Below are 12,367 nucleotides of genomic sequence, written 5' to 3' on the forward strand. Positions count from 1 at the left end.
GTGCATTCTCCGCTGATTTTCAGCGCCCGAACATGACGTTTCGCGGACCCGGTCATGTCAGTTAGTTGCGTATAGTTGTGTTCGGAGTTCTAGTTCTGTGAGTATCTTTCAACGCACATCGGTTGATGCGGCGCTTCATATCCTGCGCGATACCAACCGCAATTTGACCACGACACAAAATCATGTTTCCTCGGGCCTTCGCGTCGAAAAGGCGAAGGACAACGGTGCCTATTGGGCGATTGCCACGACCGTCCGCACCGACAACAAGGCGAACGGCGCGATCCAGTACGCCCTGGGCATGGCGGCGGCAACCATGGGGGTTGCGTATACCGCGGTTTCCAGCGCCATCGAGATCGTCTCCACGATCAAATCGAAGCTGGTTGCGGCGACCGAGAACGGTGTCGACAAGACCAAGATCAACGATGAGATCACCCAGCTGAAGGCGCAGCTGCGCTCGGTGTCCGAAGCTGCGAGCTTCAACGGCGACAACTGGGTGGTTCTGACCGACGAAGACGATCCGACGAAGCCGAAGGAGATCCCGGCGGCGTTCATTCGTGGTGACGACGGTTCGGTCAAGGTCTCGACGCTCACCTATCACATCGACATGCCGTCCACTGGTGTGACAACCTCTCAGGACGCCCGCTATATGGTCGACGACCGCGCTGGCGGCACCGGTGAATATGGGGCGCTGACCACGGATCATTTTGCGACCGAGCTTGGTGCCGCGAAGAATTACGTGATGATGTTCAGCAAAGAGGGAAATACGGCCGGTCAGGTCGAGATCGGCCTCGACGCCAATAGCTCAGCTGACGACATCAAGGATATGATCGGCGTGACCGATGCGGCGCTGAAGCAGATGACGACTGTTGGTTCGTCATTCGGGGCGCTGGAAAAGCGTATCGACCTGCAGAACGATTTCGCCAAGTCGCTGACCGATTCCTACACGTCCGGCATCGGCCGCCTCGTGGACGCCAATATGGAAGAGGAGAGCGGCCGGCTGGCGGCCCTGCAGACGCAGAAACAGCTCGGTCTCCAGGCTTTGCAAATCGCCAATGCGAGCTACAACACGATCACCCAGCTCTTCCAGGGTATCTGAGTTCTATAAGCTGAAATCGAATCGCCCGGACCATCCCGGGCGATTTGCGTTTGGCCACTTCGTAAAACTGGTGATATCCGGGGACAGTTGGCAGTCCTGCGTGTGCATTTCCAGAATTTTGGGCTATCGGATGATCGCATTCATCTTGTTGCCGCATTCCTTAATATTTGCTCGGGTCAGCTTCGAACGGAGAGCCTTCTGCCCATGATCAAGAAATTCCTTCTTCTGGCGCTTGCCGCCAGCTATCTGAGCGCCTGCACCACGACCGACCCCTATACGGGCGAGCAGAAGATGTCGAACACCGCGGGTGGTGCGATGCTGGGTGCCGTTGGCGGCGCGTTGGCAGGGGCAGCGCTCGGCGGACGCGGCCATGGTGCGCGCAACGCGGCGCTGATCGGGGCCGGCGTCGGTGCGCTTGCCGGTGGTGCCATCGGCAACTACATGGACCAGCAGGAAGCGGACCTTCGCCAGCAGCTTGAAGGCACGGGCATCTCGGTGACCCGCAACGGCGATAGCATCATTCTCAACATGCCATCGAACATCACCTTCGACGTCGATCAGGACGCGGTAAAGCCGGGTTTCTATCAGACGCTGAATTCGGTCGCGATCGTGCTGCGCAAGTTCAACCGCACGCTCATCGACGTCAACGGCCACACGGATTCGACCGGCAGCCTGCAGCATAACCAGGATCTGTCGCAGCGCCGCGCCCTTTCGGTTGCCGATTATCTCGGCGGCCAAGGCATCGATCAGCGGCGCGTTTCGGCCGTGGGCTTCGGTCCGTCGCAGCCTGTCGCATCGAACGCGACGGAAGCGGGCCGTGCGCAGAACCGCCGCGTCGAAATCCAGATCGCTCCGGTTACCCAGGGCTGATTTCGTCTTTCTCGATTGCAGACGGCCGGGTCATCGCCCGGCCGTTTTCGTTCAGGCATGCATGGATGCGCCCTTGGTGATCTTGTCGACAATCTTCTTGTCGGCGCGCAGCGCGATGCCGACGACCTTGGCGTCATCGGGCGCGAATTCTGCAAAGACGGCGCGGTTGGCGGCATCGTGGCCGGTGGCAAACATTTCCTCGATGAAAATCGACGTCGCGACGCCGCGCTCCAGAGACCGGCGGTGGACGGCTGATATTGTCGCGTCGTCGGCCGACAGCACGATGATCGGCTGTATGGAAAGCGGGTTGTAGAGATTTCCTCGGCGATCCCTGTAGGCTTCGCCGAGGATCTCCGGGTGCCGTCCGGCGATACCGCTCATCAGGAAGGCTGTGACATTCAGTGTCTGCCAGGATGCAAGATTGTTTCGCAGGACGATCGCAATTTTGGTATCAAACATGTTCCAGTCTTTCAGATGCGTTTCGAGGTAGCCTTGAGCGAGGATGTAAATTCAACGGTCTTTGCGGGTCTTGAACATTTGTGCGCCCCTCTTGCGGGCGACGGAATCCTGACCGCGCCGGCATTTCCGGGGATCGAGCGCATCGAGGCGCAGTTTTCAGGCAATGCCTTCGAGCCGCACCGGCACGACACCTATGCGATCGGCGTGACGCTGAAGGGTGTGCAGACCTTTAGCTATCGTGGCGAGAGGCGTTTCAGCATGCCGGGGCAGGTGATCGTGCTGCATCCGGACGAGGAACATGACGGCGGTGCGGGAACCGAGGATGGGCTGCAATACCGCATGCTCTATATCGAGCCGGCGCTGGTCGCCGACTGTCTGGAGATGGAGAAGGTGGGGCTTCCGTTCGTCGATGAACCCGTTTTCGGCGATGCGGCTCTGGCTGGTGTGCTGCTCGGCGCGCTTGCCGATCTCGATGGTGAGCTGGACGGATTGTTCGTCGACGATTTTCTGACCGACGTGGCGGGAGGCCTGGTGCGGCACGCTGGTGCATCGGTTCGCCCGATCGGCAAGATCGCCTGGCGGCAGGCGCGGCGGGCACGGGACTATCTCGAGGCGCATGCGACGCGCGCCGTTCATTCCAGCGAACTGGAGACGGTGACCGGCCTCGACCGGTTCACGCTGTCCCGGCATTTCCGTGCCGCCTTCGCCACCAGTCCGCACCGCTATCTGCTGATGCGGCGGCTGCAGCAGGCAAAGGCGCTGATCATTGCAGGCGAGAAACTGCCGGAGGTTGCCTTTGCGACCGGCTTTGCCGACCAGAGCCATCTCAACCGGCATTTCAAGAAGGCCTATGGCATGACGCCGGGGCAGTGGGCCTCGCTCAGACGCGGCTCATCGCCAGTCCGCTCTTTCGCGCAATGAAGCGGGCGAGCATGGGGCCGGTCAACAGGATCACCAGGAAACGCCCGACCTGCATCGCCATGACGAAGGGCACGTCGACATCGCTCGATGCAGCGATGATGGCGACGGAATCCGCGCCTCCGGGACTGGTCGCCAGATAGGCCGTGAGGGGATCGACGCCGGCGAGCTTGTGAAGCGCGAAGGCCATCAATCCGCAGATCGACATCAGCGTCAGGATCGAGGCGGCCACGCGCGGCAGGGCGCGGGCGGCATGGGCGATGATCGAAGGCGTGAAGCGCAGGCCGATGCTCCAGCCGATCAGGGCGTAGCTGATGGCGAGCAGCCAGAGCGGCAGCTCGATGGTGAGCAGGCCGAGGCCCTGCAGCGTCGACCCGGCGATCAGCGGCAGGATGATCGTGCCGCCCTGAATGCGGAAGCGGGCCGCGGCATAGGTGCAGAGGCAGGTCAGCGCCATTGTTGCGGCAAAAGCCGGCCAGTCGATCGGCGGGAAGAAAATCAGTGGCGGCGGCTCAGTGCCTTCCGCACTTGCCCAGAGTGTCGAGACCACCGAGGCGGCGACGGCAACGAAGACGACGCGCAGATATTGCATGAAGGCGACGAGACGGGCATCGGCGCCATAGGCTTCCGACATGATGGTCATCGCCGAGGCGGCACCGGGCGACGAGCCCCAAACGGCGGTCGTGCCTGGCAGGACCTGCCATCTGGTCAGGACATAGCCGAGCAAGCCCGCGGCAGCGATGATCGAGAAGATCATCGACAGGAAGAGCAGGGCGTCGTCGGCCATTGTCTGGACGATGTCGACGGTGATGGCGCGGGCCATCAGGAAGCCCACGAGTGCCTGGCCGAAGAGCAGCGGCCAGCGCGGGACGCGGAGCTGCGATTTCGAGGCGGTCAATGCGAGAACGATCGCGGCGACCATCGGTCCGATCAGCAGCGATGCCGGCAGGCCAAGCATTTCCAGCCCGAGAACCAGAAGCGTCGAAAACGCGAGCAGGATCGCCCAGCGGGGCAGGCTTGCTCTCGAAGGCAGGACGCTGGCAAGGGCTTTGAAAGGCATCGACGCGATCTTGTTGGCCGATCTGATTTACCGCGCAGGGCGATCGAAGGCGGGGATCGGCATGACTTCTCAGACCGGCGGGGGATGCCGGGGCGCAGTGCCGGTATATTTGTCAGCGCGCGTCAGGGTCAACTGCAAAATCTGGCATTGCGCGCCACCATCACCGGTGGCATGCGATGCGTGTGAGACGAGCGGCGTGTCCGTTCACTTATGAACGCATTTCTTGCTGATGTTGTTGTTTCTTTTCGCTTTGGTGAACTTCGCGATCATCCCGGCGGGGCAGGTCTTGTCGTCGAACAGCACCGGCTCACCCGGCGTCATCGTCGCCGCGGTCGGCTTTGTCGTCACCGTCTTGATCTCGGCGTCTGCCGGGGATGTCAGCATCGCAAGGACCGCTCCTGCCGACGACAGAACGGTCATTCCTCTCATTTTCGGGTTGGCCTTGGCTTGCATCTCGGTGTCCCTCCGTTGCCGGGAAGAACACAACTATGCTTTGCGGCCTCTGCCAATTCGCCTTTTCGAGCTAGCCGCGAGGGGCTCATAGCTTGGCGTGGGTAGCCAGAAAATCGAGGAGGGCGCGAACGCGGGCGGGAAGCGGGCCGCCCTGGCCGATATAGACGGCATAGAAATCCTCGATATCGCCAGGATTGAAGGCTTCCATGACGACGGCAAGTCTCCCTGCGGCAATGTCCTGCCGTAGCGTGAAGGCCGCGAGCCGGGCCATGCCTGCGCCGGCGAGCGCCATATGGCGCATCGCTTCGCCATCGCTGACCTGCACGCCGGGCGTTACCGGTACGTTGACCGTCTGGCCATCGCTGATGAGCGGCCAGCCCTGAATGGCGCGCGAATAGGAAAAGCCGACGCGGCAGTGCTTTTCGAGATCGGCGATGGATTTGGGCTCGCCGTGCCGGGCGAGATAGTCCGGCGAGGCGACAATGAAATTGCGCGTGCTGCCAAGCTTGCGGGCGACGAGGCTGGAGCTCTTCATCGGACCGGCGCGGATCGCGACGTCGGCTCGCTCTTCCATCAGATCGACGATCCGGTCTGTCTGGGTGATGTCGAGGGTGATGCCGGGATGCAGCGCCATGAACTGCGGCACCAGCGGTGCGAGGATATGATTGCCGAACGAGCCGCTGGTATTGATGCGGATAGGGCCGGTCGCCTGCTCGCCAGCCGAGGCATAGCGTTCGGCCTCGGCGATATCGGCGAGGATGGTGACGCTGCGCTGGTAGAAGGCGGTTCCCTCGGGCGTCAGTTGCAGCTTGCGGGTCGAGCGGTTGATCAGGCGTGTGCCGAGCCGCGCTTCGAGGCGGGTCATCAGTTTGCTGACGGCGGACGGCGTCATGCGGCAGGCCGCGGCGGCCGCCGAGAATCCGCCGAGTTCGACGGCCCGGACGAAGACTTCCATTTCGCCCGAGCGGTTGATGTCCTGTCTGCTCATGATGAATTCAAGTCATAGATGAGTTTCCTTGCAGCAATCTATATCGCGGTATTCGCAGTGTCTATCTCTGCTGGAGCAACAGGAGAAAGACCATGGAATACAGAAATCTCGGCAGATCTGGCCTGCGCGTTCCGGTGCTCAGCTTCGGTGCCGGCACCTTTGGTGGATCCGGGCCGCTGTTTGGCGCCTGGGGCAATACCGACGCCACTGAGGCAAGGCGGCTGGTGGATATCTGTCTCGAGGCCGGCGTCAATCTGTTTGACACCGCCGACGTCTATTCTGCCGGTGCTTCGGAAGAGGTGTTGGGGCAGGCGATCCGCGGCAAGCGCGATCAGGTGCTGATCTCGACCAAGACGGGGCTGCCCACCGGCGACGGACCGGCAGACTGGGGGACTTCGCGGTCGCGTCTGATCCGCTCTGTCGACGACGCGCTCCGCCGTCTTGGCACCGACTATATCGATCTGCTGCAATTGCACGCCTTCGATGCTTCCACGCCGGTTGAGGAAGTTCTGGCCACCCTCGACGGTCTCGTCGCGGCCGGAAAGCTGCGCTACACTGGTGTCTCCAATTTCGCCGGCTGGGAGCTGATGAAATCGCTCGCCGCCGCCGATGCCAACGGCCATCCGCGCTATGTCGCGCACCAGGTCTATTACTCGCTGGCAGGCCGCGACTATGAATGGGAACTGATGTCGCTCGGTGCCGATCAGGGCGTCGGCGCGCTGGTCTGGAGCCCGCTTGCCTGGGGCCGTCTGACCGGCAAGATCCGCCGCGGCCAGCCGCTGCCTGAAGGCAGCCGCCTGCATCAGACGGCGGAATTCGGCCCGCCGGTTGACGACGAGAAGCTCTATGACATTGTCGATGTGCTCGAAGCGATCGCAGCGGAAACCGGCCGCACGGTGCCGCAGATCGCCATCAACTGGCTGACCAGCCGTCCGACCGTCTCGAGCGTCATCATCGGCGCCCGCAACGAAGCCCAGCTTCGCCAGAACCTCGAAGCCGTCGGCTGGTCATTGACCAAGGAGCAGATCGGCAGGCTTGACAGCGTCAGCGCGCAGACGGCGCCCTATCCCTACTTCCCTTACCGTAGGCAGGAAGGCTTTGCCCGGCTCAATCCGCCGATCGTCTGACCGTTGATAGCAGGGGAGGCCTCATGCAAAAGGCCGCCCCTTCATCATCCTGACTAAGGTCAATCTTGACTGGACATGTCTTCCCAGTTGTCTCATACCAGCCTGCCTGTCGATGGTGGAATGTATTGGAGATCAACGGGATGGCTCTCAAGGACGCGAAATCCGGATTGCGCAACGAGGCGGGGATCGCCGCGGTTCTCGGCATCCTCAAACAGAGCTTCGGCGAGCGCTTCCAGACCGGCGAATCCTTTCGCGCCCAGCACGCCCACACGACCACCTATATTCCGGCGCAGCTACCTGATGGCGTTCTCTTTGCCGAGACCGCCGATGATGTGAAAGCCGCCGTCAGGGTTTGCGCGGAGCACAAAGTACCTCTGATCGGCTTCGGCACCGGCTCGTCGCTGGAGGGGCAGGTGAACGCGCCGAATGGCGGCATCTCGATCGATTTCAGCCGGATGAACCGTGTTCTCGAAGTCAATGCCGAGGATCTCGACTGCACCGTCGAGCCTGGTATCACCCGCGAAGAACTCAACGTCTATCTGCGCGATACAGGCCTGTTCTTTCCGATCGATCCGGGTGCAAATGCCTCGATCGGCGGCATGGCCTCGACGCGCGCCTCAGGCACCAACGCCGTGCGCTACGGAACGATGAAGGACAACGTGCTGTCGGTGACAGCCGTCACCGCGAATGGCGAGGAAATCCGCACCGCGCGCCGCGCGCGCAAGTCTTCGGCGGGATACGACATGACGCGGCTCTTTGTCGGGTCCGAGGGGACGCTCGGCATCCTGACATCCGTGACGCTGAGGCTGCAGGGCATTCCGCAGAAGATCGGCGGCGGTGTCTGCTCTTTCCCCACGATCAAGGCAGCCTGTGACGCTGTCATCATGACCATTCAGATGGGCATTCCGGTCGCCCGCATCGAGCTTCTCGATGCGCTGCAGATCAGGTGCTGCAACGCCTATTCGAACCTCGACTATGAGGAAACGCCGACGCTGTTTCTGGAATTCCACGGTACCGACGAGACCGTCGCGCTGCAATCGCAGCAGTTTGCCGAGATCGCTACCGAATGCGGCGGCGGCGAATTCCTGTGGACCGTCAATGCCGAAGAGCGCGCCAAGCTCTGGAAGGCCCGCCATAACGCCTACTGGGCTTCGCGGGCGCTGGCGCCCGAGCTTGCCGCACTTTCGACGGATGTCTGTGTTCCTATCTCACGGCTGGCGGATTGCATCACCGAGACGCAGGCAGATATCGAAGCGAACGGATTGCTGGCGATGATCGTCGGGCATGCCGGCGACGGGAATTTTCATGTGCTTGTGCTTTTCGACGACAAGACCAGCGAGGGCATTTCGGCCGTCGAGAATTTCGTGGCGCGATTGAATGCCCGGGCGCTCGAGATGGATGGAACATGCACCGGCGAACATGGGATCGGGCAGGGGAAGATGTCATTTCTGGAACAGGAACTCGGCGGCACCGTCGATCTGATGCGGCAGGTCAAGCGCTCGCTCGATCCGGACAATATCTTCAACCCCGGCAAGATTTTCCATCTCGGCTGAAAACGGAACAATCTCATGATCTTCGGTCTTGCTACCGGCATGAATAACAGTAGTGTCGGCAACAGAATTCCGAATGGAGAATCCTTGATTTGATAGGCCGGTTCCTCGTCTTTCTAGGGGGAGTGATCGTCGTAGTGCTCGTTGTGGCGCTATTCGCACCGCTATTCATAGACTGGACCGATTTCCGCAAGAATTTCGAGGATCAGGCAAGCCGCATCATCGGCAAGAAAGTCACCGTGCACGGCACCGTCGATGCGCGGCTTCTGCCGTTTCCGTCGGTGACGCTGCATGACGTGCGTGTCGGCCAGGAGCCCGATGGACAGCCGATCGTGCAGGTCGAGCAGTTTTCGATGGATGCCGAGCTGGCGCCTTTCCTGTCGGGCGAAGCGCTGATTTTCGACATGCGGGTCGTCAATCCGAAGGTGCGCTTGCGGCTGCAGAAGGATGGAACGCTGGACTGGACGCGCGGCAGTCAGTCTGAGATCCCTGCCAAGACAGTCGTACTCGAAAACGTTCATGTCAGTGGCGGCGACGTGCAATTCATCGACGATCAGTCCGGCCGTTCACGCCATATTACCGGCCTCAATGCCGAGATGTCGGCAAAATCGCTTGCCGGTCCCTGGCGGATCGATGGTGATGCGACGCTTGATGGTGAGCATGGCAGTTTCGTGATCGCCAGCGGTCAGCCGGATGAAAACGGCGCGCTGAAGGTCCGCACCCGGCTGGTTCCGGATCAGCACCCCGTTAGCGTCGATCTCGATGGCGAGTTGAAGCTCGTCGATCGCAAGCCGAATTATCAGGGCACGATGTCGGCGGCGATCGAGAACCGCGGGCAGGCGAAGAGCGACAAGACCGCGCCGCCCCCTCGCGTCAAAGGTCGCTTCGAGCTGACCAACGAGCGCATCCGCGTGCCTGATTACCGGCTGGAAATCGGCTCGACGGACGATCCCTATGTGATAACAGGCGAAGCGACACTCGATACCGGCAGCGCGCCGGAATTCCTGCTGATCGCCAATGGCCAGCAGATCGACGTCAACAGGATCGGCAATCAGGGCGCCGGCGGCAAGACGGCGCGTGACCCTGGGCTCTCGGCGCGGCAGCGTCTCAACTCGCTGATCAATATCGTTGCCCAGGTCCCGATCCCGCAGGTGCCCGGAAAGGCGAGCGTCCGGCTGCCGGCGATCGTTGCCGGCGATACGACGATCCGCGATGTGCAGCTCGACCTGCAGCCGGCCGGCGATGGCTGGACGATCGACGATGCCGTCGGAACGCTGCCCGGCCGCACGCAGGTGGAAGGCACGGGGCGCCTTGCGTTGCGTGGTCAGCCGTCCTTCAACGGGCACGTGACGGTGGCATCCAACCAGCCGAGCGGGCTTGCATCATGGCTCGCCGGTTCTGTCGATCCGTCGATCCGTCAGCTGCGGCAGGCCGGCTTCTCGGCGGATGTCAGTCTGACCCACCATAGGCAGGCTTTCGACAATCTGGAGATCGCTGTTGGTCCGGCAACGCTGAAGGGCAGGCTGGAGCGGCTGGCACCGAAGGACCAGACGCCGTCGCTGAACGTGGCGCTCGGCGGCGATGCGCTCGATCTCGATGCGCTGCGGGCGCTGACCGGGCTGTTCACCGGCCAGGACGCTGGTGACAACGTGCTCGATCACAAGATCACCGCGCAGCTGAAGGCCGACAAGTTTACCGCTTTCGGCGTCGAGGCTGCCAATGTCGAGACCAATTTCACGATTGCCGATGGCGCACTGGCGATCGAAAAGCTGGCGGTGAAGAATTTTGCTGGTGCGGAATTGACTGCCACCGGCCGCGCCGAAGGCTCACTGCTCGACTACAAGGGCTCCGGCGAGATCACCTTCAAATCGGCCGACCCCGGCCCGTTCTTCACCATGCTGAAGGAGCATCTGCCTGGTCATCCCGTGATGGACCGGCTGGTGCGCAATGCCGCCTGGTACACCAACACGGCGCTGCGCGGAGCGCTGACGCTTGGTGGCGATCAGGGCGACGGGCTGACGCTGACGCTCGCCGGCGTTTCGAACGGCAGCCGGGTCAATCTCGATTACCGGATGTCCGATCTTCTGGCGCTGACAGGCAAGGGAACGACCAGCCTGGAGGGGACGCTTGAGAATGCGACCACGGCCGTGCTCTTCGGCCAGGCCGGGCTCGACCCGCTGCCTGTCGAGGCTGATGCCAATGGCAGGCTGTCGCTCAAGGTTCAAGTTACCGACTCGGATCCCGCCGATGCATCGCTGGCCTTTGCGACCGACCGGACGTCGTTCACTGCCAGTGGCAAGGTCGATGTCCGCCCGGAAAACTTCATGAACGGCCAGATCGGCATATCGCTTGAGAGCGCCGATCTCGACCCGTACCTGATTATGAACGGTATTGCGTTGCCGCAGCTCGGAACCGGCCTGCCGTTCGGGCTGCAGACGACGGCGACCATCGATGGCGGAAAGATCGTCTTTGCTGATCTGAAGGGCCACGCCGCCGACAACAAGTTTTCCGGCGGGCTGACCGTTGACCGCAAGGCTGACAAGACCACGGCGACAGGCGACCTGTCGCTCGACCGTGCCGATGCGATCTGGCTCGGTGAGACCGTCTATGGACCGATGACCGATGCCGCGACCGGCAATCTGACGACACAGGGGCTCGGACAGCCGGTGTTCAAGGACACCGACGTCAATCTGAAGTTTTCGGCGAAACAGTTCTGGCCGGGCTGGTCCGGCGCGATCAACGATTTTTCGAGCACCATTGCCTACAAGGGCGACGAGCTGCAGCTGAACGGCATGCAGGGCAACTGGGACGGCGGCAAGCTTTCCGGCAATATGCTCTTCACCAATGCCGACGGAACCGGGTTCTTCCAGACCAAGCTGGCGCTCGCCGATGCCGATCTCGGCGGTGTGATCTGGGCGCGTGACGGAACGCCGGTTGCCAGCGGCAAGTTCGGCCTGTCGATGAGTTCGGAAGCCTCGGGCAAGACGATGACGGAGCTTGCGAGTTCGCTGACCGGCTCTGGCGAACTTCGGCTTGGCGACACCAGCGTGCGCGGTCTGAACCTTGCGATCCTTGCGCCACTGCTGTCGGCCACCGATCCGATGAAGGACCAGCTGAACGCCGGCAAGGTGCATCCGATCGTCGAAACGCTGCTGAACAACGGTGAGGCAAAGCTGCCGCCGCTGGGTATTCCCTTCAACATTACCGACGGCGTGCTGCGCGTGCAGAACGTCACCGTCGCCAATGATCTTGCCAAGGTCACCGGCAATGCGCAGATCGATCTGCCGCAGGAGCGGGTGAACGCCTCGCTCGATATCGGCCTCAACCCCGGCAACGAGGCGCTGTCCGGTGCCGACCCGGCATTGCGGCTTGATTTCTCCGGCCTTCTGGCATCGCCCGGCCGGACGATGGATGTCACGGACATCACCGGTTACCTGTCGCTGCGGGCTTTTGAGCGCGAACGACGCCGCGTCGAGCGGCTGCAGGCCAACGTACTGGAAAAGCAGCGGCTGCGCCGCGAAGTGGCCCTCTACAAGTTCAACGACGCCGAGCGCGCCAGGGCAGCGGCGATAGAGGCTGAACGGAAGGCCGAGGAAGACCGCCTGAGAGCGCTTGCGGAGGAGGCTGCCCGGCAGAAGGCGGAAGCCGATGCGAGAGCCAAAGCAGAAGCTGACGCCAAGGCAAAGGCCGAGGCGGATGCGAAAGCCGCTGCAGACGCCAAGGCGGCCGCTGCCGCGGAAGCGCAGCGCCGTGCCGAAGGGCAACTGGTCGATCCGGCACCGCCCGTCAGCGGCAACAAGCTGAATTTCGACACGCTGCCGGGTGTGCCGGTGCAGCAATGATCAG

10 protein-coding genes are annotated in these 12,367 nt (G+C 62.1%); 6 read left to right on the top strand and 4 right to left on the bottom strand.

The features are described 5' to 3' along the window. Window positions 1-97: 97 nt before the first annotated feature. Together AC1DJO_RS01835 and AC1DJO_RS01840 are read left to right on the top strand one after the other, a co-directional pair. On the top strand, window positions 98-1,096 hold the full coding sequence (locus AC1DJO_RS01835; RefSeq protein WP_477968679.1) for a flagellin N-terminal helical domain-containing protein: 999 nt from the start codon (window positions 98-100) through the stop codon (window positions 1,094-1,096). A 204-nt stretch (window positions 1,097-1,300) separates the two neighbouring features. Beyond that, a complete protein-coding gene (locus AC1DJO_RS01840) occupies window positions 1,301-1,966 on the top strand; it encodes a YiaD family glycine zipper/OmpA-like lipoprotein (protein WP_477968681.1) in 666 nt (221 codons plus the stop codon). Between the two features lie 51 nt (window positions 1,967-2,017). On the opposite strand, the gene AC1DJO_RS01845 is transcribed toward AC1DJO_RS01840, so the two are convergent. Then, window positions 2,018-2,425 carry a DUF2000 family protein gene (locus tag AC1DJO_RS01845; protein ID WP_477968683.1) on the bottom strand — a complete coding sequence of 136 codons (408 nt, stop codon included), beginning with the start codon at window positions 2,423-2,425 and terminating at the stop codon, window positions 2,018-2,020. Between the two features lie 15 nt (window positions 2,426-2,440). Between AC1DJO_RS01845 and AC1DJO_RS01850 the strand changes: the two genes are divergently transcribed. Beyond that, on the top strand, window positions 2,441-3,346 hold the full coding sequence (locus AC1DJO_RS01850; protein ID WP_477968685.1) for an AraC family transcriptional regulator: 906 nt from the start codon (window positions 2,441-2,443) through the stop codon (window positions 3,344-3,346). Here the strand turns inward: AC1DJO_RS01850 and AC1DJO_RS01855 are convergent. From AC1DJO_RS01855 to AC1DJO_RS01865, 3 genes are all read right to left on the bottom strand, one after another. Further along, window positions 3,306-4,403, bottom strand: coding sequence for an AbrB family transcriptional regulator (locus tag AC1DJO_RS01855; RefSeq protein WP_477968687.1), 1,098 nt, complete (start codon window positions 4,401-4,403; stop codon window positions 3,306-3,308). The two genes, AC1DJO_RS01850 and AC1DJO_RS01855, sit on opposite strands and share 41 nt — an antisense overlap. Window positions 4,404-4,607: 204 nt before the next feature. Continuing rightward, window positions 4,608-4,856, bottom strand: coding sequence for a DUF6719 family protein (locus AC1DJO_RS01860; RefSeq protein WP_477968689.1), 249 nt, complete (start codon window positions 4,854-4,856; stop codon window positions 4,608-4,610). Window positions 4,857-4,941: 85 nt separating this feature from the next. Next, window positions 4,942-5,844: a LysR family transcriptional regulator gene (locus AC1DJO_RS01865; RefSeq protein ID WP_477968691.1), complete on the bottom strand. Its 903-nt coding sequence runs from the start codon at window positions 5,842-5,844 to the stop codon at window positions 4,942-4,944. Window positions 5,845-5,936: 92 nt separating this feature from the next. Between AC1DJO_RS01865 and AC1DJO_RS01870 the strand changes: the two genes are divergently transcribed. The 3 genes from AC1DJO_RS01870 to AC1DJO_RS01880 all read left to right on the top strand — a co-directional run bounded on the left by AC1DJO_RS01870 (window position 5,937) and on the right by AC1DJO_RS01880 (window position 12,363). Then, the gene (locus tag AC1DJO_RS01870; RefSeq protein ID WP_477968693.1) at window positions 5,937-6,971 is read left to right on the top strand and encodes an aldo/keto reductase; all 1,035 of its coding nucleotides are present in this window, start codon (window positions 5,937-5,939) and stop codon (window positions 6,969-6,971) included. 140 nt (window positions 6,972-7,111) lie between these two features. Further along, window positions 7,112-8,524: an FAD-binding oxidoreductase gene (locus tag AC1DJO_RS01875; RefSeq protein WP_477968695.1), complete on the top strand. Its 1,413-nt coding sequence runs from the start codon at window positions 7,112-7,114 to the stop codon at window positions 8,522-8,524. Window positions 8,525-8,613: 89 nt separating this feature from the next. Then, window positions 8,614-12,363, top strand: a complete 3,750-nt coding sequence (locus AC1DJO_RS01880; RefSeq protein ID WP_477968697.1) for an AsmA family protein — start codon at window positions 8,614-8,616, stop codon at window positions 12,361-12,363. The last annotated feature ends 4 nt before the right edge of the window (window positions 12,364-12,367 follow it).

Source organism: Rhizobium sp. 05N430 (genome assembly GCF_056396985.1).

Coding starts and splice junctions, on each gene's coding strand:
- AC1DJO_RS01840 (WP_477968681.1), top strand. CDS start 1,301: ATGATCAAGAAATTCCTTCTTCTGGCGCTTGCCGCCAGCTATCTGAGC.
- AC1DJO_RS01845 (WP_477968683.1), bottom strand. CDS start 2,425: ATGTTTGATACCAAAATTGCGATCGTCCTGCGAAACAATCTTGCATCC.
- AC1DJO_RS01850 (WP_477968685.1), top strand. CDS start 2,441: ATGCGTTTCGAGGTAGCCTTGAGCGAGGATGTAAATTCAACGGTCTTT.
- AC1DJO_RS01855 (WP_477968687.1), bottom strand. CDS start 4,403: ATGCCTTTCAAAGCCCTTGCCAGCGTCCTGCCTTCGAGAGCAAGCCTG.
- AC1DJO_RS01860 (WP_477968689.1), bottom strand. CDS start 4,856: ATGCAAGCCAAGGCCAACCCGAAAATGAGAGGAATGACCGTTCTGTCG.
- AC1DJO_RS01865 (WP_477968691.1), bottom strand. CDS start 5,844: ATGAGCAGACAGGACATCAACCGCTCGGGCGAAATGGAAGTCTTCGTC.
- AC1DJO_RS01870 (WP_477968693.1), top strand. CDS start 5,937: ATGGAATACAGAAATCTCGGCAGATCTGGCCTGCGCGTTCCGGTGCTC.
- AC1DJO_RS01875 (WP_477968695.1), top strand. CDS start 7,112: ATGGCTCTCAAGGACGCGAAATCCGGATTGCGCAACGAGGCGGGGATC.